Genomic DNA, 24,458 nt, shown 5'->3' on the forward strand with positions numbered 1-24,458 from the left:
GTGGCGCTGGGCGCGATCGTCGCCCCGCCCGACGCGGTCGCGGCCACGGCCGTGCTGCGCCCGCTGCGCCCGCCGCAGCGCATCCTCGGCATCCTCGAAGGCGAGAGCCTGCTGAACGATGCCAGCGCGCTGCTGATCTACCGCCTCGCGGTCGGCGCGGTCGCCGCCGGCGGCTTCTCGGTGCAGGCGGTGGCGCCGACCTTCCTGCTGGCCGTGCTGGGCAGCCTGGTCGCGGGGCCGGCGCTGGGCTGGCTCGCCCAGCGTCTTTTCGAAAAGGTGCAGCACATCCCGACGGCCATCGTCCTGCAGTTCGTCGGCACCTTCACCGTGTGGCAGGTGGCCGAGCACGTCGGGCTCTCCGGCGTGCTGACCACCGTCTGCTTCGCGATGACGCTGGCGAGAATGGCGCCGGCGCGCATCCCGGCGCGCATCCGCATCCCCACCAACGCGGTGTGGGCCACCGTCGTGTTCGCGCTGAACATCTTCGCGTTCATCTTCATCGGGCTGCAGGTCCGCCCGATCCTGGTCGAGCTGGCGCCGGCGGCGCGCGAGCAGTACTTCGGGGTGGCGGCCGCGGTGCTGGCCACCGTCATCGTCGTGCGCATCGCGTGGCACATGAGCTTCAACGCGGTGGTGCGCTGGCGCGACCGGCGCCACGGCTTCCACCCGCCGCGGCCGATGCTGCGGCCCAGCGTGGGCAGCGGGCTGGTGATCTCGTGGGCGGGCATGCGCGGCATCGTCACGCTGGCCGCGGCGCTCGCGCTGCCCGAGGGCTTTCCGGCCCGCGACCTGATCGTGCTGACGGCCTTTCTCGTGGTGCTGGGCACGCTGCTGATCCAGGGGCTGACGCTGAAGCCGCTGCTGCGCGCGCTCAAGCTGCGTGACGGCGACCCCGTCGCGCACGAGGAGCATGCCGCCCGCCAGCGCGTGCTGGAAGCGGCCTTCGCGCAGTTGCCGCAGGCGCCGTCCGCGGCGCTGGATCTGGTGCGCAAGAACCTGAAGATGCACCTGGGCCGGCCGTTGCACGGCAGCGAGAGCCCGTTCGCCGCCTTTGGTGCGGAATACGACGACCGCTACCGCGCCGCGCTGCAGGCCGCCCGCCACGCGCTGCTCGCGATGCGCGAGGCCGGCGAGATCGGCGACGACGCCTTCCACAGCCTGGAGAACGACCTGGACTGGCTGGAGGTGTCCGATCCGCTGCGCGCGGCGAATGCGGACGCGACGGGGTGAGGCCCACGGCGATTTACCGCGCTTTACTTGTGCCGCCTCGGCTCGTGCACGACCATGGGATGCCGAGTCAACACAGAGACCGATGCCATGAGCCCGAGCCCTGCTTCCGATGTCCTCTCGAGTCGCCGCCACCAGGCATTCCCTCGCTTGAGCGAAGCCGACATCGATCGGATGCGACGCTTCGGCACGCTGCAGGCCTATCCGGCCGGCACCCGCATCGTCAGCGCCGGCACGCCGGGGCCGGGGCTGTTCGTCGTCGTGAAGGGGCTGGTGGCCGTCCTCCAGCGCGATGGCATGGGGCGCGAGACGCCTGTCGTCGAGCACGGGCCGGGCAACTTCTCGGGTGAACTGGCGACGATGACCGGCAAGCCTTCTCTGGTCGACGCCGTGGCCCGGGAAGATGTCGAGGCCTTGCTGCTGCCGCCCGGACAGGTGCGCTCGCTGATGATCGCCGAGGCCGACCTGGGCGAGCGCCTGATCCGCGCGCTCATCCTGCGACGCGTGGCGCTGATCGAACAGGGCGCCAGCGGGCCCGTGCTGATCGGCCATCCGAACTCGGCCGGCCTGCTGCGGCTCGAGGGCTTCCTGCACAGCAACGGCGAGCCGTTCCGGGTCATCGATGCACGCGATGACGACCGCGCGGCGGCGCTGATCGAGCAGTACGGCGCCGCCCCCGGCGAGCCGGTGGTCGTGTGCCCGGACGGCGCCGTGCTGGTGAACCCCACCGAAGCGACGCTGGCGCGCTGCATCGGCATGGTCGACAGCGCCGAGCGCAAAGAGATCTTCGACGTGGCGATCGTCGGTGCCGGCCCGGCCGGGCTGTCGACGGCCGTCTACGCCGCCTCCGAAGGCCTGCGCGTCGTCGTGCTGGACCGGCGCGCCTATGGCGGGCAGGCCGGTGCCAGCGCGCGCATCGAGAACTACCTCGGGTTTCCGACAGGCATTTCCGGCGCCGCACTGACCGGGCGCGCCAGCGTGCAGGCCGAGAAGTTCGGTGCCGAGTTGCTGATCCCGGCCGAGGTGCAGTCGCTGGACTGCGCTCGTGCGGGGCCGGAGCGTGAACTCGGGCTGCACCTCGCCGATGGCCGGCGCCTGCGTGCGCGCACGGTGGTCATCGCCAGCGGCGCGCACTACCGCCGCCTGGAGGTGGAACGACTGTCCGCCTTTGAAGGCCGTGGCATCTGGTACTGGGCCTCGGCACTCGAGGCCACGCTGTGTGCGCGAACCGAAGTGGTGGTCGTGGGGGGCGGCAATTCRGCAGGCCAGGCCGCCGTCTTCCTGTCGCAGCACGCCTCGAAAGTGCACGTGCTGGTGCGCGGACCGAGCCTGCGGTCCACCATGTCGCGCTACCTGATCGATCGCATCGGCGCGGCGGCCAACATCGAGCTGCGCCCGCACACCGAGATCGTCGAGTTGCATGGCGAGCCGATGAGCGGGCTGGAAGGGGTGACCTGGACCGACCGCCGGACGGCATCGCAGGAGCATCGCCCGCTGCGCAACGTCTTCCTGTTCGTCGGGGCCGAGCCCGAGACGCACTGGCTTGGCGGGTGCAGCGTCGGCGTCGATCCGCAAGGCTTCGTGCTGACGGGCGCCGGCGTCGCGGCCGATCCCTCGGGCTGGAAGGCCGCGGCGCTGGAAACCAGCGTGCCGGGGGTGTTCGCCGTCGGCGACGTGCGCTCCGGCTCGGTCAAGCGCGTGGGTGGCGCCATCGGCGAGGGCGCTGCGGCGGTCGCGCAGATCCACCACCACCTCGCAGGGTTGCCGGCGTCGCGTTGACTCTTTCGCGTGACGCTCGACTTCTTCATCCCGCCGAGCTGCGTCCAGACGGGTTGGTTCTTCGTCGTTTGCGTGGCCGGTGCCGGCGCGCTGATCTGGTGCGTCGCCTGGCTCCGCGTGCGCCAGGTCGCCACGAGAATGCGCCGCCTTCATGAGCAACGCATGGCCGAGCGCGATCACTTGGCGCACGAACTCCATGACACCCTGGTGCAAAGCACCCAAGGCCTGATCCTGCGCTTCCAGGCGGCGACCGATCGGATGGCCTCGGACGACCCGGCGCGCGCTGCACTCGCCCAGGTGCTGGACCGCGCCGAAGACGTGCTGAGGCAACAACTCGATCGCCTGTTCGACCCGCGCGAGCCGCCGCGTTCACACGATCGAGTGAACGGCGGGTGAAACGAATTGGGGTTCTGCCGCAGCGATGGAAGACCTATCGTTCAATCCCCCGCGCCGCAAGGAGCCACGCATGGCCTGCACGAACCGCATCAGTTCCGTGATCTCTGAACCGACCTGGCGGGCTGCACGTTCCTTTGCGTTCGGACCTTTCGTGCTCATTCCCGAACGCCAACTGCTGCTGCAGGGCGATGCACCGGTCCGCCTCGGGGGCCGTGCGCTGGACATCCTCACGGCGCTGGTCGAGCGCCCGGGCGAACTGGTCGGCAAGCGCGAGCTGATGGCGCGTGCCTGGCCGGACGTCGTCGTCGACGAGGGCAACCTGAAGGTCAACATGGCGGCCCTGCGGCGCGCGATCGGCGACGGCGTGGGCATGGCCACGTACATCGCGACGGTGACCGGCCGAGGCTACCGGTTCGTCGCCCCCGTCCAGGCCAACGGAGCACCCGGCTTCATGCCGGCCCCCGCGGCGACGGACCGGCGCGGCCACAACCTGCCGACCGCCACGACGCGCATCTTCGGCCGGGCGGAGGCGATCGATGCCATCCGGCTCGAACTCGAAGGATCGCGTCTCGTGTCCATCGTCGGCGCTGGCGGCATCGGCAAGACCACTGTGGCGCTCGCCGTGGCCGAACAGGTGCTCGGATCGTTCAGCGACGGCGTCTGGCTGATCGACCTGGCGATGCTCAAGGACCCGGCCCTGGCACCCCATGCCATCGCGACGGCGATCGGCCTGACCGCGCATTCCGAGAGCATGCTGATCCCGCTCTGCGAGTACCTGCGCGACCGTTCGATGCTGCTCGTGATCGACAACTGCGAGCACATCATCGATATCGCCGCCTCCTGTGTCGACCGGATCATGGCAACGGCGGCCGGCGTGAAGATCCTCGTCACGAGCCGCGAGCCGCTGCTGGTGAAGGGAGAACGGGTGCGCAGGCTGCCCGGGCTCGGTGCGCCCCTGCCCTCACCCCGGTTGAATGCCGACGAGGCGCTCACGTTTCCCGCCATCCAGCTCTTCGTGGACCGCGCCACCGACAGGCTCGAGTCGTTCCGGCTCAACGATGCCGATGCGCCAATCGTCGCGGAGATCTGCCGCCGTCTCGACGGGCTCGCGCTCGCTATTGAGTTCGCCGCGACGCGCATCGATGCGTTCAGCGTGCGCGATCTGCTGCAGCAGCTAGACGACCGGTTCCGCCTGCTGATCGGGCGCCGGGCGGGACCGGAGCGACACCGCACGCTGACGGCGACGCTCGATTGGAGCTACAGCCTGCTGCCGCCCGGCGAGGCCGCGGTGCTGCGCTCCGTGTCCGTGTTCGCGGGCGTGTTCGACGCCGCCGGGGCTGCGGCTGTGGCAGACCGCGCTCCCACGGAAGCGGCAGACATCCTGGGGCAGCTGGCCGCGAAGTCGCTGCTGGCCACGGACCTCGATGCCGATGGCATCGCCTACCGCCTGCTCGAGACCACGCGAACCTATGCCCTCGAACGCCTGCGAGCCGGCGACGAGGATCCGGTGGTCCGCCAACGCCACGCGGAACACCTGTGCGCGACGCTCGAGCGCGCCGCAGGCGAGTGGGCCCGGCGCCCGGCGACGGAATGGGGGCGTGCCTACGGGCGCGTCATCGACGACCTGCGCGCTGCGCTGGCCTGGACCGGCCGCGATGCGGCGAATCGATCGCTGCGGATCCGGCTGACGGTCGCCGGGCTGCTGCTGTGGAATCATTTCTCGCTGACCGAGGAGAGCGGCGTCCATGTGTCGCAGGCGGTCGACGAACTCGAGGCCGCGGACCTCGCCGGAACGGCTTTCGAGATGAAGCTCAAGCTGTGGCTCGGCGGCGCCACCGTGTTCACGCGCGGGCTCAAGCCCCGGGCGATGACAGCCTTGCGCCGCGCGCTGGAGATCGCGGTGCGGATCGGCGACATCGACTACCACCTTCGCTGCCTCATGATGATCGGCATCTACGAGCTGTTCACGGGCGAGCACGCTGCAGCGCTGCGCACGCTCGACGACTTCGGGGCGGTCGCCGCGAAGAACGATCCCTCCATCCTGCCCGAGGCCGACGTGCACACGGCCATCGCCGAGCTCTTTCTCGGACGCCTGCACGCCGCCGGGCGGCGGCTCGAAGTCCTCCACGCGCGCGACCAGCGTTATTTCGGCTCGTACGACATCCGATACCTCTCCGATCCCATCGTCCTCGCGGGCGGGGTGCTGGGGCAGGTGCAGTGGCTGACGGGCCGCGCCGACACGGCCGTGCGCACGGCACAAGCCGCGCTGGAAAGCGCACGCGGGCTCGGGCATCACCTCTCGCTCAACAACTTGCTGTCGTATATCTGCCCGGTCCTCTACTGGAGCGGGCACGTCGACGCCTGTGACCGCCATGTCGCGATGCTGGAAGAGCACGTCACGCGACATGGCCTCGCCGCCCGGCGCCCTGTCGCCAGCTTCTACCGGGCCGCGCTGGCACACACGAGGGGCGACACCTCGTGCGACGCGGTGGCGGCCCTGCAGCAGGCCGTCGAGGAGTTTCGCAGCATCAACCACCTGGCGCGGATGCCGTACTACCTCAGCGTCCTGGCGGACGCGCTCGTGCGTCACGCCCGTCTCGGCGAAGCCGAATCGACGATCCGCAACGCACTCGACATCGCGCATGCGCACGACGAAAGCTGGTGCCTGCCCGAGGTCCTTCGCATCCAGGCGTCCCTCCGCGTGGCCCAGGGACGCAACCGCGACGCGGAAGTCCTGCTCGGCCAGTCGATGGCGTCGGCCCGGAAAGTCGGCGCGCTGTCATGGCGGTTGCGCGCGGCCACCGACCTCGCAGGGCTCTGGTGCGCCGGGGGGGCGAGAACGGACGACGCACGCCGGATGCTGTCGCCCATCGTCGACGAATTTTCCGAAGGGTTCGCGACGCGTGACCTGAGGGCAGCGGCCCGCCTGCTGGCCGAGTGCCGCTGCCCTGCCATCACTTGCCAGCCTTGACGTTGCGCTGCAGGAACGAGCGCATCAGCCGGCCGACCGTCTCGCTGTCCTCCTCGAGCGCGAAGTGCCCGGTGTCCAGCAGGTGCAGCTCGGCCTTCGGAAGGTCGCGAAGGTAGGGGTGCGCGCCGGCAGGCGGGAAGATCTTGTCGTTCTTGCCCCAGACGATCAGCATCGGCGGCTGGTGCTTGCGGAAGTAGGCCTGCCAGCCGGGGTACAGCGGCGGGTTCGTGCCATAGCTGTAGAACATTTCCAGTTGGATGTCCTTGTTGCCGGGGCGGTCCATGCGGGCCTGGTCGACCGTCCAGGCATCCGGGCTGATGTGGCTCACGTCGCGGATGCCTTCCGTGTACTGCCACTTCGTCGCACCGATCTCGAACAGCGGCCGCAGCTTGGCGCCGTTCGCTTCGGACTTGTCTGCCCAGTACACCTTGGCGGGTACCCAGAACTCGTTGTCGATGCCTTCGTTGTAGGCATTGCCGTTCTGCACCACGATCGCGGTGATGCGCTCGGGATGGGCCGCCGCGATGCGAAAGCCGATGGGCGCGCCGTAATCCTGCACATAGAGGGCGAACTTCTTCGCATCGACCGCCTCGGTGAACTTGTCGATCACGCGGGCGAGGTTGTCGAAGCTGTAGTCGAACTTGTCCATCGCCGGCATGTCGCTCTGGCCGTAGCCGGGGTAGTCGGGCGCGATCACGCGGTACTTGTCGGCCAGCCGCGGGATCAGATTGCGGAACATCTGCGACGAGGTGGGGAACCCGTGCAGCAGCAGCAAGACCGGCGCGTTCTTCGGACCGGCTTCGCGGTAGAAGACGTTCACGCCGTCGACCTTGACCGTGCGGTAGCTGACGGCCGCGGTGCTGACGGAGTTCGACGGTTCGCTCGCGGCAGCGGTGTTGGCCTGGGCGCCGTGCGCTGCAAGCGCCAGCAGCAGGGAGGAGGCGAAGCGCTTGGCGCTGACAGAGGATTTCATGGTGTGTCCTTCAGTGGAGGGGTCGATCGGGGTGCATCAGCCTTCGGTGGCGCCGAACATCGCCTTGGCGTAGGCGATGCCCACGCCGTAGCCGCCGGCCAGCTGCCGGGCGATGCCGGTGGTCAGGTCGTAGGTCTCGCCGCGCCCCCAGTCGCGCTGCAGCTCGAGCAGGTACTGCAGCGCGGTCATCGGCTGCGCGCCGGCCTGCACCATGCGTTGCACCGCGCGCTCGTGGGCTTCGGCCGTCACGTCACCGCAGGCATCGGTGAGCACGAAGACCTCGAAGCCCTGCTCGATCGCCGACAGCGCCGGCCCGACGATGCACACCGAGGTCCAGAGGCCGGCCAGCACCACGCGCGGCTTTCCGATCGCGTTGACGACACGGATGACGTTCGCGTCTTCCCAGCAGTTCATCGTGGTGCGATCGAGCATCTCCTGGTCGGGAAAGGCCTCGATGACCTCGTCGAACATCGGCCCCGAGAAGCTCTTCGCCGCCACGGTGGTCAGGAGGGTCGGCACCTTGAAGCCTGCGGCCGCACGCGCCGCGATGCGGGCGTTGTTGCGCAGGCTCACGCCGTCGATGGACTGGGTGGCGAATGCCATCTGCGGCTGGAAGTCGATCAACACCAGCGTGTGATCGGTCGGGGTGAGCAGCCGCGAGCCCGCGGCGGGCTTGGCAGTGAGGGTCATGGGATCTCTCCTTCGAGGACGGGTTGACGGGTTGCGAGCCCACAGTCTCCCGGCCGCGGCACGCGCCCACAACGCACCTGCGGCCACCACCGCACCCCACCTTGGGCCAATGCGAAAGCGAAGGCATCCGACGACAGTGGGCCTTCCACAACTGCAGATCGGAACTGCCATGACGACTTCACTGTTTCCCAAGATGACCGCGCTGACAGCCGCCTCCAGCCTCGCGCTCGGTGCCTGGCTGAGCCCCGGTGTCGTGGCCGCCGCGCCGGCCACGGCGGCAGCGGCCGACAACAAGCAGGTCAGCGTGATCCTGGTCCACGGCGCGTGGGCCGATGGTTCCAGCTGGAACGACGTCGTGCCCCTGCTGCAGGCGAAGGGGCTGACGGTGGTGACCGTACAGAACCCGCTCAGCGCATTGGCCGACGACGCGGCCGCGACGCAACGGGCCATCGACCGGCAACCGGGGAAGGTGCTGCTGGTGGCGCATTCGTGGGGGGGTGCGGTCATCACCGAGGTGGGCCGGCAGGAGAAGGTGGCCGGCCTGGTCTACGTGGCGGCCTTCGCGCCGGGCGACGGCGAGTCGGTGAACGACATGCTCGCCAACAAGGACATCCCGCCGCCGCCGGGCCTGGCCGGCATCGAGCCCGATTCGCACGGCTACCTGTGGATGAGCACCCGCAACTTCGGCGAGCACTTCGCGCAGGACCTGCCGGCCGCGCGGACCGCCCTGCTGGCGGTCAACCAGAAGCCCATCGCCGCGAGGAGCTTCGGTGACAAGGTCAGCGTACCGGCGTGGAAGAGCAAGCCCAGCTGGTATGTCGTGGCCGAGCAGGATCACATGATCCCGCCGCCGGCCCAGAAGGCGATGGCCCAACGGGCCGGCGCCAAGGTGACGAGCCTGGAGGCGGGGCACGCCGTGATGATGCGGCGGCCTGCGGAAGTGGCCGCCGTCATCATCGAGGCGGCCCGCTCACTGAGCCTCTAGGCGTAGCGACTCTAGACGTAACAACTGCACCCGAGCGCCCCCCAGAAGGCGGGTGCGTCCGCCACCGGCACCCGGGTGCCGGCCGCCTTCAGGTGGTCATGCGCATGCAGCCCGCAACCCGAGCGGCACGCGCATGCCGCGGCGTACTGGTAGCGCCGGTCGCTGTCCCCCAGCGTGAGCTGGCGTGCCTGGTAGCCGCCGAAGGTTCGCACCGGCGACCAGCTGGGCGACGCCGGCGGAAGCGGCGGGGCCAGCGCGGTGAAGCGCTGCGCGCCGTGCACCACCTGGCCCGCCACGACCGTCAGCACCGACACGATGTCCTGGATCTGGTCCTCGGGCACGGCGAAGTAGTCGCGATCGAGCACCGCCACGTCGCCCAGCGCCCCGGGTTTGAGCACGCCCTTCCTGCCGCTGTCGCGCGAGAACCAGGCGCCGTCGGCCGTCATCAGCCCCAGCGCGGCCAGGCGGTCCAGGCGGCGCTCCTCCGGGTAGAGCACCGTGCCGCCGATGCTGCGACCCGACACCAGCCAGTAGAGGGCCTGCCAGGGGTTGTAGCTGTTGACCCGCGTCGCATCGGTGCCCAGCGTGACCGGCAGGCCCATCTCGACCATGCGTTTCACCGGCGGCGTCTCGGCTGCCGCCGACAGGCCGTAGCGGCGGATGAAGGCTTCGCCCTGCATCGACATCCGGTTCTGCACCGCGACGCCGCCGCCCAGCTTCCGGATGCGCTCCAGGTTCTGCGGCGTGACCGTCTCGCAGTGGTCGAAGAACCACCCCAGCTTGTCGATGGGCAGGTCGCGGTGCACCTTCTCGAAGACGTCGAGCGCGCGCGACACCGTCTGGTCGTAGGTGGCATGCATGCGCCAGGGCCAGCCGTTGCCGGCGAGGAAGCGCACCACGCCCTCCAGGTCGGCGTCCATCATCGCCGGCATCTCGGGCCGCGGCACGAGAAGGTCCTCGAAGTCGGCGGCCGAGAAGGCCAGCATCTCGCCGGCGCCGTTGAGGCGGTACATGTCGCTGCCGTCGCCGGGCTTGCCCGTCGCGATCCAGCGCCGGAAGTCGTCGAGCTCCGCCTTCGCCTTCTGCGGGAACAGGTTGTAGGCGAAGCGAAGTGTCAGCCGACCCTCGCTGGCCAGCTTGTCGATGACTGCGTAGTCGTCCGGGTAGTTCTGGAAGCCACCACCGGCATCGCCCACCGACGTGACCCCGAGCCGGTTCTCCTCGCGCATGAAATGCAGCGTGGAGTTCACCTGATCGTCGAAGTCCAGCTTCGGGCCCTTGGCCAGCGTGTTGTAGAGCACGAAGGCGTTGGGCTCGGCCAGCAGCAGGCCGGTGGGCTCGCCCTTGTGGTCGCGCTCGATGATGGCGCCCGGCGGTTGTGGCGTGTCGCGCGTGTAGCCCACCGCACGCAGCGCAGCGCGGTTCAGGAAGGCCTGGTTGTAGAGATTGAGCACGAAGACCGGCGTGTCGGGCGCCGCTTCATTGATCTCCTTCAGCGTCGGCAGGCGCTTCTCGACGAACTGGGTGTCGTTCCAGCCGCCGACGACGCGCACCCACTGGGGCGGTGGCGTCACCCGCGCCTGGGCCTTCAGCATCTCGAGCGCCGCATGCAGGCTGCGCACACCGTCCCAGCGCAGCTCCATGTTGTAGTTGAGGCCGCCGCGAATCACGTGCGTGTGCGAGTCGKTCAGGCCGGGGATCACGCGGCGCCTCTCGACATCGACGACGCGGGTCTGCGCATCGGCGAGGGGCACCAGTTCGGCGTCGCTGCCGACCGCCAGCACCATGCCGTCCTTGATGGCCACCGCGCCGGCGTCGGGCCGTGCGGGGTCCAGCGTGCTGATGCGGCCGTTGTACAGAACCAGGTCGGGCGCGACGCGCATGTCGCGCGCCAGCGCGGTCACCGGACCGGCCAGCGCGGTCAGGCCCAGCAGGGACGCCGCTTGCAGGAACTCGCGCCGATCCGGGCGTTGATCGAATTGAATCGACATGGTGAATCCTCCGAATGTCGGGTTGTGAGACGACACATTGAGCCGCTTGTCATGTCTTGCCGCCACGACCCGTAGGGCGGCCGCGTCCTCTCCCTTTGGCCCAGGTGCCGCACCGACCCCGTGTGTAAACTCGCGAGCACCGTTCGACTCCAGTGAGACACCCGATGCACGCCGTGGGCCCGACGAGCCAGCCGATCAAGGTGCTCGTCGTCGACGATCACCCCCTGATGCGCGAGGGCATCGCTGCCGTGATCGAGAGGGAGCCCGGCATGTTGCTGGTCGCCGAGGCGAGCAACGGGCACGAGGCGACCGAACGCTTTGCCGAGCACCGCCCCGACGTCACCTTGATGGATCTGCAGATGCCGGAGGTCGACGGTGTCGCCGCCACGGTGGCGATCCGTGCGCAATGGTCCGACGCTCGCATCGTGATGCTGACGACCTACCGGGGCGACACGCAGGCGCGCCGCTCGCTGCAAGCGGGTGCCAGCGGCTACCTGCTCAAGAGCATGATCCGCAACGAGCTTCTCGCCGCCATCCGATCCGTCCATGCCGGCGAGCGCTGGATTCCTCGCGAGGTGGCCGCCGAACTGGCCGCGCACCTGACCGACGACCCGCTGTCCGCGCGCGAACTCGACGTGCTGAAGCAGGTCGCGGCCGGCAACTCGAACCGGCGGGTCGCCGGCGAGCTCGGTGTCACCGAGGACACGGTCAAGTCCCACATGAAGAGCATCATGAGCAAGCTCTCCGCGCGCGACCGCACGCATGCGGTCATGATCTCCCTCAAGCGAGGGATCCTCGATCCCTGACAGGCCCTCTTCTGCGTCACCCGCGCCATCCGTCCCACGCGCGCCGCCGGTGCCGGTAGGCGATCCTGGCAGGGACCTCCAGCGTGACCGTGGTGCCGCGTGCATCCGAGTGGACGCCCAGGCGCCCGCCCAGACGATCCGCCCGCTCTCGCATCCCGACCAGGCCCCAGCGCCCGGCGTGCGACTGCTTCGCGTCGAAACCACAGCCGTTGTCCACGATTCGCAGTCTGAGCTGCCTCGATGCAAACGTCACGCCAAGCTGGACGCCCGTGGCTGCCGCGTGTCGGAACGCATTGCTCAGCGCCTCGGTGGCGATGCGCTGCAGCTCCGGCACGCCCACCGGATCGAGTTCGCGGGCAGCCCCGTCGATGCGCATCGCAAAGGAAACGCCGGTGTCTGCGGACCAGCGCTCACCGACCGATTGCAGGCCATCGGCAAAATCCGTCGAGCTGCCGGTGACCCCCCGCAGGTCCGTCACCGCATCCCGCCCATCCGCGATCACTTCGTCGGCCAGGTCCAGCGCGTTGCGCATCAGGTCGCGGGAGCGCTCGTGCGGCGGAATCTGTTCCATCGCCGCGTGGAACCGGATCACCAGGCCCTGCACGGCCTGCAGGAAGGTGTCATGGAGTTCCCGGGCGATGCGTTCCCGCTCGACCGTCCGCTCCTCCCAGCGCAGCCGCAAGCGGGCCTTGACCGCGCGCAGCCTCCATGAGAACAGCAGGCACACGGCGGCCGCGGCAGCGGCAGCGCACAACGCGACGAACCAGCCCGTTTGCACGAAGGTGGGAGGAATGACGAACGAGACGCTCGCGCCGGTTTCATTCCACACGCCGTCATTGTTGGCGGCGATCACCTGGAATCGATAGCGGCCGGGCGGCAAGTCCCTGAAACTGGCCTCGCGGTGGGTGCCGGCGTCCTGCCAGTCGGCGTGCTCGTCGCCAAGGCGATACCTGAACCTCACGCGCTCTGGCATCGTGAGGCTCGGCGCGGTGTAGGCAATCTTCAGGTCGCGCGGATGCACCGGCAACTGCGTCGCGGCGCCTGCATCGAACGCATGCGCGAGACCGTCCACCGTGATCGACTTGACGATCACGGCGGGCGCGATGGTGTTGCGCGGCATGCGCATGGGGTCGGTCCATACCACGCCGTTCGCGGCGGCAATCCAGAGGCGGCCGCCGTTGCCCAGCGCCGCCTCGGGCGCCCCCGGCAGCCCGTCCAGATGGTCCAGCAGGTCATGGCGGACGGGATGCTCAGGGTGGCGCAACGCCTGCTGCAGGTCGTCGGCCGCGATGTGGACCATGCCATCCGCCGTGCTCACCCACAGGTCCCCTGTCGAGCCGGGCACGATGCCCTTGACCCGGATGAACGCACCGCGCGATCCCATCACCGGGTGGATCGCATCGCCGCTCAGTCGCCACAGGCCTTTCTCGGTCCCGATCCAGAGGTGTTCGGCCTGCTGCGCGAACGTCTCCACCGACCCCAGGTCCAGGTGCGACGAAGACTCCCTCGCGGGGAGCACCGCCGCGAGCCGATCGCCGTCGAGGACGGTGACCACCCCATCGTCATAGCCGAACCAGACGCGGCCCCGCGCATCGGTGAACAAGGCCGACACGTTGTGGGTGGGCATGTCCGTGCGTCCCCCCCACAAGGTCCACTCATCGCCGACCACGCGGTAGGTGCCGACTCGCAGCACCGACACCCACATCGCGCCCTGCGCGTCCTGCGTCATGGCCTGGATGCCGGCGTAGTTGAAGGAAGAAGAGGCGCTCGCTCCACGATGGGCCAGGCGCTGCCATCGTCCACCGGCTTGATGCTTCCACAGCGAATCGCCGCCGGCCGCCCACAGAATGCCCGACGGGTCGCTGTAGAGGGCAGCGAGTCCCGTTCCGGCCAGATGTCCGAAACCGATCGGCTCCAGCGAGGTGCTCCGAGCGCGGAAGACGTTGCCGAGGGCGGTGCCGATCCATGCGCCACCTTGCCCGGCGGGTGCGAGCCAGAACTCGTTGGACCCTGTGTCCAGCGGCAGCTTCAGGAAGGCCGGAGCGCGGAATCGGTCGAGTCCGCCGCGTGTGGCAAACCAGATGTTCCCTTCGCGATCCTCGATGATCCGGGAGACGGATTCCCCGGAGAGGGGCACGAAGCCGACGCCCTCGCCTCGCCTGGCGCCGTCGATGCCTCCGACCCACAGGTGGCCTTCGCGGTCGAAGGCACACCCGGCCGCCGCCGTGATACCGCGGTCGACCCATCCAGGGGCGGTTGCACCGGACGCGGGCGGCGCGGTCAATGTCAGCATGCGAACGCGTCCGGAAGTGCACACCATGGCGGCACCGCCAGGATGCAGGAGCATCGTCTGGGAATTGCTGCGAGGCACTGCGACGGGCAGTTTCTCGAACCGGTTCGCGCCGTCTCGAAGGTAGAAGATCCGGTCATTGCTCATCACCCACAGCGTGCGATCGCGATCCAGGATGAGCTCGTCGACCGGATCCGCAGGAACGTTCCAGGTGGCATTCGCCGGCTGCCATCGTCCGCCGTCGAGTCGAAACAGCCCGCGGGTCGTCCCCGCCCACAGGGTTCCGTCCCCTGCCTTTGCCATGCCCGCCACGGACGATCGCGGCAGCCCCTGGGCCTGGCCGTAGTTCACCAGGCGGCCCTCGTGCAGATGGCTCACGCCGCCGAGGTGGTGCCCGATCCACAGTCCGCCATCCGTGGCCACGTACAACCCGGAAATGTCCTGCGACAGGAGCGGGACGCCACCGGCGCCGGAGATGCGCTCGAACTCCACGCCGTCGAAGCGGAACAGTCCCCCCGAGGTGCCCAGCCACAGAAAGCCGTCGCGGGTCTGGGCGATGGCCTCGATGCCCGTCGGCACGCCATCCTGGGCGGTCCACTTGGTGTGATACAGCTGCGAGATGCCGTACTGCGCCGGCAGGGCCCGGGCGGCCATGCAGCTCAATGCGATGACCAGTGCCACCCCGACCTTGGACGCTGCGTTCACCCGGCCCTCGGACTCGGACGAAGTCCGGCGTTGCGCTCGCAGCGGTCGTGCCAGGCGACCAGCACGAGCGCGCCGGCCAGCCCGAGATGCTCGAAGAAGGCATGCGTCAACATCGCGCGCGGCATGCCCTGTTCCTCCCAGAACCGATTCGCGATGAGCGTCGCGACCAGCGTGAAGGCCGCGAGCAGCAACGCGCCGACGCAGCGCCCCCAGCCGACAAGCACCAGCACGGAACCCACCAGCTCGATGGCGATGGCCGCCACCGCGAGCAACCCCGCAGGCCGCAAGCCGAATGCGGTCATCTCCGCGAGGGCTCCGTGGAAATCCAGCGCCTTCTCCAGGCCGCCCTGGAGGTAGGCCGAACACAGCAGCAGCAGGCAGAGCCGATGCAGGGCGCATGCCCAGGGGGAATCCTTCCCGCTCATCTAGGCCGCCACCGAGCTTCGAGCGGCCGCTGCGCGCGTCGGACGCGGGGCCAATCCCTGCTGCGACGCGATCCAGAGGGCCTCGGTCCGGCACCGCGCGCCCAGCTTCGACAGCAGCCCCCGCATGTGCGCCTTGACCGTTCCCACCGAGATCCCCAGCGAGCGGGCCACCTCCTTGTTGTTGTGGCCACGGCGGACCAGCGCCAGCACCTCACCCTCTCGCACGGTCAGGGCCGGCCGCGACAGGCTGTCGACCATGCGAAGCGTCGCGGCGCTGCACAGATACCGGCGCCCGGCCGCCACGGCCCGGGCGGCGCTCACGATCTCGTCCGCCGAGCAGCCGACCACCACGTAGCCGCGGATGCCCGCTTCCAAGGCGCTTCGCACATCGATCTCCTGGCCCCTCATGGCCACGACCATGAGCTTCGCGCCCTGGCGGGAATCGGCCTGCAGGCCCACTGCCCTGCGGACACCGCTGTCGTGGTCGAGGATGAGCACGTCGGCCGGCGCGCTCCGCTCCCGGTCAGGGCGATCCAGGTCGGCCGCGGCGCGCAACTCGAATTCAGGCCATGCGCCGAGGATGTAGCGCAACCCCGCCTCGATGACGGGATCGTCATGGGCCAGCTCTATCACCGTGGGTCTGTTCGAAGGCATTGCAATGCTCCATTCATGTGGTTTGCGCATGGTCGCCTTCCGATGCAACCAGGACGAGTTAACTGCGGTTAAAACTCGAGGAGTCGGCGACAGGAGCGCCCTACGCCCTCGGGCCAGCGGCCTGCAGGCCGCAGGAAAGGGGCATCGCGCACGGCCTGCGGATAGGCTCGGTTCGATGTGCCAACTCGAACCCTGAAAGCCGCGAACCATGCACTCGAACCTTCCTTGGCGAGCACTCGTTGCCGCCGTCCTGAGCTGCTACCTCGGCGCGTGCGCCGTCGACCGTGCCGGTCGCATCGAATCGACCGGCGAGTCGCAGCAGGGGTCTCGCGTGCAGTACCGGACGGTCGTCGTGAAAGGAATCAAGATCTTCTATCGCGAAGCGGGCGACCCTCGCAAGCCGACCCTGCTGCTGCTGCACGGCTTTCCTTCGTCTTCGCACATGTATCGAGAGCTGATCCCGCTGCTCTCGAACGACTTCCACCTGGTGGCACCCGACTACCCGGGCTCGGGCTTCAGCGACTACCCTTCTGCCGAGAAGTTCTCCCCCACGTTCGAAAGCCTGGCAGATGTGATGGCAGCGTTCGTCTCCCAGATCGGATTGAAAAGCTACGTCCTCTACCTGCAGGACTTCGGCGGTCCGGTGGGCTTTCGCATGGCCGTGAAGAATCCGGCGGCGGTCGCCGGGCTGATCATCCAGAACGCCAACGCGTATGTCGAAGGCATTGCAGCCGAGCAGCTCGGCGGAATGCGCGCCCGTGCGGCGGGCCTCACCCCGGAAGGGCGCAGGCAGATCGAGCAGCTCGTGTCCCGTGACTTCACGATGTTCCAGTACCGGACCGGCAGCCGGAATTTCGAGTCCATCGACCCCACCGGATGGAACCTGGATGCCCTGCTCCTCGAGAACCCCAGCGTCCGGAGAATCCAGATCGGCCTGATGTCGGACTACTTCAGCAACGTCATCGACTACCCGAACTGGCAGGCCTTCATGCGCGCACGTCCGCTGAAGACGCTCATCGTGTGGGGCAGGAACGACCCGATCTTTCTTCCGGCCGGTGCGCACGCCTACCTTCGGGACATTCCCGACGCGCGCCTGCGCCTTCTCGACACGGGGCACTTCGCGCTCGAAGAAGACGTGCTCCCGATCTCGCGGGAGATCCGGAAGATGTTCGCCGATCGATAGGTTCATGCGTGCCTCGCGTCGCAGAGGGCCACTGGTCCGGGGACTGAAGCCTATCCCCCGGTGCCGCACGCACTCAATCCTCCTTTGATCGTCGGGCCCTCGCGGAAAGTCGCAGGTTCCTAGACCTTGGTCGAGGTTCATGCCCACATTCGGCGCGGTATGCTCATCGCTCGCAGTCGAGCCATGAGTGCACACGCCCCCATCACATCGCCTTCCCGTGCCGCCGCCGAAGACCCGCAGCTGCAGCAGTGCCACGACGACATCGAGCGCCTGACCCGCCTGCCGGCGACGTGGCGGGGAGTGGACCCGACCTCCATCGTCGAAGACCTCCTGGAGACGCTGGTCGACATGCTGGACCTGGACTTCGCCGGGCTGCGCTTCAGCGAAACGGTGCACATCTTCCTGCGCACCGGCAAGACGCCCGCCGCCGCGCACGATCCCGAGGCGATCCGGCGTGCGGTCGGTCAGTGGCTGGCGGACAACCCGGCGCTCGGCCCATCAGCCATGCCCCTCGGCAGCGACGTGCTGTCCGTCGTGGCCGTCGCGATGGGCGACATCGCCGGCCTGGGCGTGCTGGTGACCGGCTCCCGGCGAGCGGGGTTTCCGCAGCGCCTCGAGTCGCTGCGCCTGAAGATCGCGGCGACCCAGGCGAGCCTCGCGTGCCGCGAGGTCCGCGAGCTCACCGACCGCAGGCCACCGGCCGATACACGCGCCGAGAAGCCCACGGGCGAGGCGCTCGCAGAAAGCGAATGGCGGCTCAACCTCATCATCAACACCATCCCGGCCATCGCCTGGTCGGCGACTTCGGACGGCATGCTGGATTTCTGCAACCAGCATTTCGTGGACTTCGTCGGGCTGCCCGCCGACGAGATCCTCGGGCTCGGCTTCTATCGCATCTTTCACCCGGACGACGTGGCGGCCCTGCTGTCCACCTGGCAGGACATCATGGCGTCGACGCGTTCGCGGGAAGTCGAAGGCAGGCTCCGGCGTGCCGACGGCCAGTACCGATGGTGCACGCTGCGGCAGAACCCGCTGCTGAACTCGCAGGGCAAGGTCGTGAAGTGGTACGGCGTCGTGCTGGACATCGAAGACCGCAAGCGCACCGAGAACGCCCTGGAGGAAGCCAGGTCGGCACTGCTCGCCAGCGAGCAGAACCTTCGCCTCATCATCGACTCGCTGCCGGTGCTCGCCTGGGTGGCTCGACCGGACGGCTCGGCAGAATTCGTGAACCGGCAGTGGGCCGCCTATGTCGGCGTCGAACCCGAACAGATCCTCGAGTGGGGCTTCCTCGACTTCTACCATCCCGACGATGTGGAAGGCATGGTGGACATCTGGAAGGACTGCCTCGCGACGAAGGACCAGCTGGGCCTGAAGGGGCGCATCCGGCGATTCGACGGGGAGTACCGCTGGTTCTATTTCGCCGGCCAGAAGATCACCGATGCGAACGGCGTGGTGCGCTGGGTCGGCGCGAACGTGGAGTTCGAAGACCTGCAGCGCGCCGAGGATGCACTCAAGGCGAGCGAGCAACGGCTCAAGTTGATCATCGACACGATCCCCGCGATGGCGTGGTCGGCCACCGCAGATGGCGAGGTCGACTTCTGGAGCAAGAACCTGCTCGACTTCTGCGGCCTTCGATTCGAAGACGTGATGGCCGAAGGCTTCTACCGCATCTTCCACCCGGACGACCTGGAGGCGATGCGCAGCATCTGGGATCGCGTGCGTTCCAGCAAGCGCGGCGAAGAAGTCGACGCGCGCATTCTGCGTGCGGACGGCGAATACCGATGGTTCACCTTGCGGCAGTGCCCGCTGCTGGACGCCCACGGTGCTGTCGTGAAATGGTACGGCGCGCTCATCGAGATCGAAGACCGCAAGCGCGCCGAAGAAGAATTGCGACGCAGCCAGAGCGAGCTGGCGCGGGTCTCGCGAGTGACCACCTTGGGCGAATTGGCGGTCTCGATCGCGCACGAGGTCAACCAGCCGCTGATGGCGATCGTCACCAACGCCGGGACCTGCCTGCGCTGGCTCGGTGAGAAGCAGTTCGACGCCGTTCGCGCGCGGCAGGCGGCCGAACGCGTCGTCCGGGACGGGCATCGGGCCGGGGAGATCGTCGCGAGCATTCGCGCATTGGCGCGCAAGGAACCCACGCGGATGACGCCGACCGATCTGCACGAAGCGATCCGGGAGRTGCTGCTGGTGTTGAACGGCGAATTCCGGCGCCGCGGCATCGAGGCGAGTTTCCAGGCCGGGCCCGAGACCCCGATCGTGCTCGGCGATCGCACGCAGCTGCAGCAGGTGCTGCTGAATCTGGTGATGAACAGCGTGGAGGCGATGACCGAGGCCGGGCAACTCACGATCCGCAGTGCAGCGGGCCCCGACAGGTTCGCCCGGGTCAGCGTTCAGGACACCGGCCCGGGCCTCGCGCAGGATCACATGGATCGGATCTTCGAAGCCTTCTTCAGCACCAAGGCGGGGGGCATCGGCATGGGCTTGTCGATCTGCCGTTCCATCGTCGAGGCCCATGGGGGATCGATCTCCGCCTCGAACCATTCTCCGCGCGGCAGCATCTTCAGCTTCAGCGTGCCGCTGGCGGCGGGAGCGGCCCGATGATCAAGCATCAAGACGACACGCCGGCGACCGTCGTCGTGATCGATGACGACACCAGTGTGTGCGAGGCGCTGCGCGGCCTCTTCGAATCGGTCGGGCTGCTGACCACGACCTATGGTTCCGTGCAGGCCTTCCTCGCCGCCGAGCCGCCCCACGGGCCGTCCTGCATCGTGCTCGACATCCGGCTGCCCGGGCAGAGCGGTCTCGAGTTCCAGGAGACGCTGGCGCGAAGCGGCGCCGCGCAATCGGTCGTGCTCCTCAGTGGCCATGTCGATGTCGAAATGGCCGTGCGCGCGATGAAGGCAGGCGCGGTCGACGTCCTCACGAAGCCGGTGCGCGAGCAGGACCTGCTGGACGCGGTCAATCGCGCCATCCAGCTGACGACCCAGAGGCGCGGTGACGCCGGGCACGTCGCGGCACTGCGTTCAAGACACGCGCTGCTGACGGAACGCGAGCGCCAGGTCATGGCACTCGTCACCGCCGGGCTGCTGAACAAGCAGATTGCCGAAAGGGTCAACGTCACCGAAGCCACCGTCAAGCTCCATCGCGGCCAGGTCATGCGCAAGATGAAGGCGGCCTCGGTTCCGGAGCTTGTCAGGATGGCCGACGTGCTCGACAGGGCAGCGCCGCCCCCGAGATGAGGACGCAGATCGCGCACACCCCGCGTCGACCCCGATGAGCCCGGCCGCGGTCTATCGAGGGCCTGACGCAGCCACCGGGATCGGCTCCAGGTGCGCCACCGACGCTTCGCCCGTGGAAGCAGCATGCCTGATCCTGAAGACGCAGTCGGACCGTGGCAGACCTTCAGGACCGAGGTCGACATCGAACTCGCCGTTGGCCAGCGCATGCAGTTCGATGTGCGTCAGCCGCCCGTCGAGCGCGAACAGGATCGCCATGTGGGCCGCCGGCACRGACTCGTAGCGCACGACGCGGTCGCAGAGGTTGCGGTTCGCGCTCAGGAACCGGCAGATCGCCTCGCGAGTGGTGCCGGCCTTGAACAGGTAGAGCCTGTCCCAGCCGAACGAGGTGAGCCGGCCCAGGTCCAGCTCCTTGCTGGACGGCTCGTTGGCCACTTCGCCGATGCGCTCGCTGATCTGCCCGGCCGAGTTCGGCGCCAGGTTGCAGCCCGCCAAGGCGCCGATGAAGAGCAGCACGCTCGACAGACGACGAAGGGTCGCTGCGGCGGATCGACGGGTCTGTTCTCGTTGCTTCATGCCGTCATTCTTGCCGACGCTGGATCACCATCCGCTTCAACCCGCGTCAACGCGGAAACCCAGCCCCCGCAACGCCGCCCGCGTGCCCGGCGCCGCCAGCAGGCGGCGAAACGCCAGCACCGCCGGCCGCTCGAGCCGAGCCTTCGGCACGATGAAGTCGTAGCGTTCCTCCTGCACGGGGATGAAGCCCAGCCCGTACTGGCGCGCGACCGTGTCGATCGCCATGCCCCAATCCGCGCGCTGCTGCGCCACCGCCACCGCCACCGCGTTGTGCGATTTCGTCTGCACGCCGTGGCCCGAGGGGCGGGCCGCGCCCAGCAGCCGGTCGATCACCACGCGCGTGCCGCTGCCGGCGTTGCGGTTGACCATCACGCAGTCGCGGTCGCCGGTCACGACCGCGACCGCCTCGTCGAGGCTGCGCCCCTCGAAGCGCGGATCGCCCGGCCGGAACACGATGCCCTGCATCCGCCCATAGCCGGGAATCAGCTCCAGCGTGTCGGTCAGCAGCGGCCGGTTGTACTCGCCGCTGGCCGGGTCCATCAGGTGCATGCCGGCGATGTCGCACTCGCCGCGCCGGGCCGCCATCAGGCCGCCGCTGCTGCCCACGTTGAGCGACTTGACGCGCCAGCCCGCGCCGATCATCTGCCCCGCCAGCCAGTCCAGGCCGACGCAGTGGCTGCCGATCAGGATCAGGTCCGCCGGCTCCAGGCCCTGCCCCAGCAACTGCACGTCGACGCGATCGCCGGCATCGAGCATCTCGGTGTGCTGCGGGATCGTGATGAAACCGTCCGCCGTGCTGAAGGTGGTCACCGAGCCCGAGCCCTTGCCCATCGGGTAGGCCGCGAGGCCGTCGTCCGTGCGCACCAGCCCGACCAGCAGGTACTCGGTGCGGCCGCGCTCCGAGTTCACGCGCATCGGCAGCGTCGCGCTCACCGTTTCCTGCCGGTCGGGCGGCAGGCCCGCGAAGGCGCGCAGCACCGGCGCGAGGAACTCGTGGAACGTGAAGATCGCCGAGGTCGGGAAGCCCGGCAGGATCACGACCGGCTTGCCGCCGGTGACCGCCAGGCACACCGGCTTGCCCGGCTTCAACGCCACGCCGTGCGCGACGATGCCCGGATCGGCCAGCCGGCCGACCACCCGATACGACAGGTCGCCTTCGCCCTTCGACGTGCCGCCCGAGAACACCACCGCGTCGCACGCCAGCCCGCGCGCGAGCGCGGCGGTCAGCGCGGCCTCGTCGTCGGGGATCACGCCCAGGTGCACCGGCCGGCCGCCCAGTTCCTCGACCGCCGCGCCGATGATCGCGGCGTTGGAGTCGTGGACGGCGCCTGTGCGCAGCGGCTGCCCGGGTGCCACGATCTCGTCGCCGGTGGAGAAGATCGCGACCCGCGGCGCGCGGTGCACCGGCACCTGCGCCAGGCCGAGCGCCGCGAGCACGCCGATCTCGCGCGAGGTGAGGCGCTGGCCGGCGCGCAGCACCGTTTCGCCGCGCGCGATGTCGGTGCCTGCGTAGCTGACGTTCTCGCCCGCCGTCGCGGCCCGGCTGACCTCGACGCGGCCCTCGCCGCGCAGCTCGGTGTTCTCGACCATCACGACCGCGTCGGCCCCGCGCGGCAGCATGCCGCCGGTGGCGATCGGGGTGGCCGTGCCCGCCGCCGCCATCCGCTGCGGCACGATGCCCGGCCGCAGCACCTCGTCGTTCAGCTGCAGCGTGCGGGCCCGCTCTTCCTGCGCGCCGTGCGTGTCGGCCGCCTGCAGCGCGAAGCCGTCGACGTTGGAGCGGTCGAAGCCCGGCACGTCGATGCCGGCCACGATGTCCTCGGCCAGCACGCGGTGCAGCGCCGCACCCAGCGCGACGCGCTCCTGCCCCAGCGGCGCGAGCCTCAGGTACCGCTGGAAGCGCAGCGTCGCCTCGTCGCGGGTGATGACGTCCAGGAACTGCGATTGCGATGTCGGTTTCACACGGGGCCCGGGGCTCAGTCGTAGAGGTGGAGGGTGAGCTCGGTGCCGGGGCCGTAGCCTTCGCTCTCGGCCGGCACGACGACGAAGCCGTCGGCACGCGTCGTCGACGACAGCACCGACGCGCCGGACACCGCCAGCGGCTCGACCGCGTCGCCCTCCAGCCGGACGCGCACGTAGTCGACACGGCCGACGGCCGAGACGATCTTGCGCGCCACCGTCGCCCGGCGCTGGCGGTAGGGCCACTCGGGGCCGCGCCCCGCCAGGCGGCGGATCGCGCGCCCGGCGAAGAAGTCGTAGGCACACAGGCACGACACCGGATTGCCCGGCAGCAGGAACACGAGCGTGTCGCCGATGCGGCCCATGCCCGCGGGGCTCGACGGCCGCATCGCGACGCCATGGATGGCGAGCTCGCCCAGCTGGGCCAGCAGCTGCGGTGCGTGGTCCTCGCTGCCGACGCTCGATCCGCCGGATACCAGCACCACGTCGGCGCCCGGCGCGCACATCGCCGCGCCGATCGCCGCGGCCTCGTCGCCGAGGCGCTGGTGGCTCTCGAGCTCCGCGCCGTCGCGCGCGATGAGGCCGCGAAGCAGCACGGAATTCGCGTCGTAGATCTCCCACGGCCCCTTGGTCGCGCCGGGGGCGACCACCTCGTTGCCGGTCACGAGCAGCCGCACGCGCGGACGCCGCACCACGTCGAGCTGCGCGAAGCCCAGCGAGGCCGCGAGGCCGCCGTCCTGCGGCCGCAGGCGGCGCCCGGCGGGCAACACCGTCGAGCCGGCCTGGATGTCCTCGCCGACGCGCCCGACGTGCTGCCACGGCGACACCGGCCGCGTGATCGCGATGCGCCCGGCGGCCTCGGTGGCGTACTCGGCCGGCACCACCGCATCCAGGCCGTCGGGCAGCGGCGCGCCCGTCATGATGCGCACCGCGGTGCGGGCCGGCGCCGTGCCCTCGAACGGCCGGCCCGGCAGTGCCTGGCCGAGCACCGGCAGCTCGATCGGGTTGTACTCGCCGGCGCCGTCGGTCTCCGCGCCGCGCAGCGCGAAGCCGTCCATCGCGGCGCGCTGGAACGTCGGCACGTCGATCGGTGCGACCAGGTCGGCAGCCAGCACGCGCCCGGCGCTCTCTTCCACCGCCACGGCCTGCGCCGGCAGCGGCCGCGCGCCGGCCCGGCCGTCGACCCAGGCCTGGGCCACTTCCACCTCGCTGCGCTGCGCGAAGCCGTGCATGCGCACGTCCTTCGCCTGCACGGGTCTTGGCGTCATCTCCAGGGCAGCTCTCCTCGCAGGAACTGCGCGGCCTCGCTCGGCAGCGCATCGTCGGTGAAGAACAGGTCGACCGGGCGCTCGACGACCACGCGCCCGCCTTCCAGGTAGGCCACGCGGGTCGCCAGGCGCTTGGCCTGGCCGAGATTGTGCGTGCTCATCGCGATCGTCACGCCGGTGTGGGCGATCTGCTCGATCAGCGCCTCGACCTCGCGCTTCGCGCCGGGGTCGAGGCTCGCCGTGGGCTCGTCGAGCAGCAGCAGGTCGGGCTGCGTGGCCCAGGCGCGGGCGAGCGCCAGGCGTTGCCGCTGCCCGCCGGACAGCGCGCGGGCCGGCCG

The 24,458-nt window shown here is 69.4% G+C and carries 19 protein-coding genes; 9 read left to right on the plus strand and 10 right to left on the minus strand.

Going from position 1 to position 24,458, the window contains the following annotated elements; all coding sequences use genetic code 11:
- The 4 genes from AC1D15_RS03060 to AC1D15_RS03075 form a co-directional block, all read left to right on the plus strand.
- A partial coding sequence (locus tag AC1D15_RS03060) for a cation:proton antiporter (RefSeq protein ID WP_477824869.1) occupies positions 1–1,230 on the plus strand: 1,230 nt, incomplete at its 5' end.
- A gap of 87 nt (positions 1,231–1,317) precedes the next feature.
- Positions 1,318–3,006 carry an FAD-dependent oxidoreductase gene (locus AC1D15_RS03065; RefSeq protein ID WP_477824870.1) on the plus strand — a complete coding sequence of 563 codons (1,689 nt, stop codon included), beginning with the start codon at positions 1,318–1,320 and terminating at the stop codon, positions 3,004–3,006.
- A 9-nt stretch (positions 3,007–3,015) separates the two neighbouring features.
- Positions 3,016–3,402 (plus strand): histidine kinase, encoded by a 387-nt coding sequence (locus tag AC1D15_RS03070; RefSeq protein WP_477824871.1) that lies wholly within the window; start codon positions 3,016–3,018, stop codon positions 3,400–3,402.
- A 70-nt stretch (positions 3,403–3,472) separates the two neighbouring features.
- Entirely contained in the window at positions 3,473–6,373 is a 2,901-nt protein-coding gene (locus tag AC1D15_RS03075; RefSeq protein WP_477824872.1) for an ATP-binding protein, read from the plus strand.
- On the opposite strand, the gene AC1D15_RS03080 is transcribed toward AC1D15_RS03075, so the two are convergent.
- Entirely contained in the window at positions 6,357–7,346 is a 990-nt protein-coding gene (locus tag AC1D15_RS03080; protein WP_477824873.1) for an alpha/beta fold hydrolase, read from the minus strand. The two genes, AC1D15_RS03075 and AC1D15_RS03080, sit on opposite strands and share 17 nt — an antisense overlap.
- Positions 7,347–7,382: 36 nt before the next feature.
- Positions 7,383–8,036 (minus strand): hydrolase, encoded by a 654-nt coding sequence (locus AC1D15_RS03085; protein ID WP_047509851.1) that lies wholly within the window; start codon positions 8,034–8,036, stop codon positions 7,383–7,385.
- Positions 8,037–8,205: 169 nt separating this feature from the next.
- Here AC1D15_RS03085 and AC1D15_RS03090 point away from each other — a divergent pair, with 169 nt between their 5' ends.
- Positions 8,206–9,021, plus strand: coding sequence for an alpha/beta hydrolase (locus AC1D15_RS03090; RefSeq protein ID WP_477824874.1), 816 nt, complete (start codon positions 8,206–8,208; stop codon positions 9,019–9,021).
- An 11-nt stretch (positions 9,022–9,032) separates the two neighbouring features.
- On the opposite strand, the gene AC1D15_RS03095 is transcribed toward AC1D15_RS03090, so the two are convergent.
- Complete coding sequence (locus tag AC1D15_RS03095) at positions 9,033–11,012, minus strand: amidohydrolase (RefSeq protein ID WP_477824875.1); 1,980 nt, start codon at positions 11,010–11,012, stop codon at positions 9,033–9,035.
- A 164-nt stretch (positions 11,013–11,176) separates the two neighbouring features.
- On the opposite strand from AC1D15_RS03095, the gene AC1D15_RS03100 reads away from it, so the two are divergent.
- Positions 11,177–11,818, plus strand: coding sequence for a response regulator (locus AC1D15_RS03100; protein ID WP_477824876.1), 642 nt, complete (start codon positions 11,177–11,179; stop codon positions 11,816–11,818).
- Positions 11,819–11,834: 16 nt separating this feature from the next.
- Here the strand turns inward: AC1D15_RS03100 and AC1D15_RS03105 are convergent, their stop codons facing one another.
- Genes AC1D15_RS03105 through AC1D15_RS03115 form a run of 3 tightly spaced genes read right to left on the minus strand, consistent with a single transcriptional unit; the run spans position 11,835 to position 15,871 of the window.
- Positions 11,835–14,813 (minus strand): sensor histidine kinase, encoded by a 2,979-nt coding sequence (locus AC1D15_RS03105; protein ID WP_477824877.1) that lies wholly within the window; start codon positions 14,811–14,813, stop codon positions 11,835–11,837.
- Positions 14,810–15,238 carry a DoxX family protein gene (locus tag AC1D15_RS03110; protein ID WP_477824878.1) on the minus strand — a complete coding sequence of 143 codons (429 nt, stop codon included), beginning with the start codon at positions 15,236–15,238 and terminating at the stop codon, positions 14,810–14,812. The genes AC1D15_RS03105 and AC1D15_RS03110 overlap by 4 nt, the downstream gene beginning before the upstream one ends.
- The gene (locus AC1D15_RS03115) at positions 15,239–15,871 is read right to left on the minus strand and encodes a response regulator transcription factor (RefSeq protein ID WP_477824879.1); all 633 of its coding nucleotides are present in this window, start codon (positions 15,869–15,871) and stop codon (positions 15,239–15,241) included.
- A 229-nt stretch (positions 15,872–16,100) separates the two neighbouring features.
- Between AC1D15_RS03115 and AC1D15_RS03120 the strand changes: the two genes are divergently transcribed.
- From AC1D15_RS03120 to AC1D15_RS03130, 3 genes are all read left to right on the plus strand, one after another.
- Positions 16,101–17,075, plus strand: coding sequence for an alpha/beta fold hydrolase (locus AC1D15_RS03120; protein WP_477824880.1), 975 nt, complete (start codon positions 16,101–16,103; stop codon positions 17,073–17,075).
- 183 nt (positions 17,076–17,258) lie between these two features.
- Positions 17,259–19,682, plus strand: a complete 2,424-nt coding sequence (locus AC1D15_RS03125) for a PAS domain-containing sensor histidine kinase (protein ID WP_477824881.1) — start codon at positions 17,259–17,261, stop codon at positions 19,680–19,682.
- Positions 19,679–20,320 carry a response regulator transcription factor gene (locus AC1D15_RS03130; RefSeq protein WP_477824882.1) on the plus strand — a complete coding sequence of 214 codons (642 nt, stop codon included), beginning with the start codon at positions 19,679–19,681 and terminating at the stop codon, positions 20,318–20,320. The genes AC1D15_RS03125 and AC1D15_RS03130 overlap by 4 nt, the downstream gene beginning before the upstream one ends.
- A gap of 51 nt (positions 20,321–20,371) precedes the next feature.
- Here the strand turns inward: AC1D15_RS03130 and AC1D15_RS03135 are convergent, their stop codons facing one another.
- From AC1D15_RS03135 to AC1D15_RS03150, 4 genes are all read right to left on the minus strand, one after another.
- Positions 20,372–20,893 carry a hypothetical protein gene (locus tag AC1D15_RS03135; RefSeq protein WP_477824883.1) on the minus strand — a complete coding sequence of 174 codons (522 nt, stop codon included), beginning with the start codon at positions 20,891–20,893 and terminating at the stop codon, positions 20,372–20,374.
- A 36-nt stretch (positions 20,894–20,929) separates the two neighbouring features.
- Positions 20,930–22,855 (minus strand): molybdopterin biosynthesis protein, encoded by a 1,926-nt coding sequence (locus AC1D15_RS03140; RefSeq protein WP_477824884.1) that lies wholly within the window; start codon positions 22,853–22,855, stop codon positions 20,930–20,932.
- A 14-nt stretch (positions 22,856–22,869) separates the two neighbouring features.
- Positions 22,870–24,120, minus strand: coding sequence for a molybdopterin molybdotransferase MoeA (locus tag AC1D15_RS03145; RefSeq protein WP_477824885.1), 1,251 nt, complete (start codon positions 24,118–24,120; stop codon positions 22,870–22,872).
- On the minus strand, positions 24,117–24,458 hold a 342-nt coding region (locus AC1D15_RS03150; RefSeq protein WP_477824886.1), incomplete at its 5' end, for an ATP-binding cassette domain-containing protein. The genes AC1D15_RS03150 and AC1D15_RS03145, both read right to left, overlap by 4 nt.

The organism is Rhizobacter sp. P2_H2 (assembly GCF_056403375.1).

Excerpts from the sequence above, each read along its gene's own strand:
- AC1D15_RS03075 (WP_477824872.1), top strand. The coding sequence starts at position 3,473 with ATGGCCTGCACGAACCGCATCAGTTCCGTGATCTCTGAACCGACCTGG.
- AC1D15_RS03080 (WP_477824873.1), bottom strand. The coding sequence starts at position 7,346 with ATGAAATCCTCTGTCAGCGCCAAGCGCTTCGCCTCCTCCCTGCTGCTG.
- AC1D15_RS03085 (WP_047509851.1), bottom strand. The coding sequence starts at position 8,036 with ATGACCCTCACTGCCAAGCCCGCCGCGGGCTCGCGGCTGCTCACCCCG.
- AC1D15_RS03090 (WP_477824874.1), top strand. The coding sequence starts at position 8,206 with ATGACGACTTCACTGTTTCCCAAGATGACCGCGCTGACAGCCGCCTCC.
- AC1D15_RS03100 (WP_477824876.1), top strand. The coding sequence starts at position 11,177 with ATGCACGCCGTGGGCCCGACGAGCCAGCCGATCAAGGTGCTCGTCGTC.
- AC1D15_RS03110 (WP_477824878.1), bottom strand. The coding sequence starts at position 15,238 with ATGAGCGGGAAGGATTCCCCCTGGGCATGCGCCCTGCATCGGCTCTGC.
- AC1D15_RS03120 (WP_477824880.1), top strand. The coding sequence starts at position 16,101 with ATGCACTCGAACCTTCCTTGGCGAGCACTCGTTGCCGCCGTCCTGAGC.
- AC1D15_RS03130 (WP_477824882.1), top strand. The coding sequence starts at position 19,679 with ATGATCAAGCATCAAGACGACACGCCGGCGACCGTCGTCGTGATCGAT.
- AC1D15_RS03145 (WP_477824885.1), bottom strand. The coding sequence starts at position 24,120 with ATGACGCCAAGACCCGTGCAGGCGAAGGACGTGCGCATGCACGGCTTC.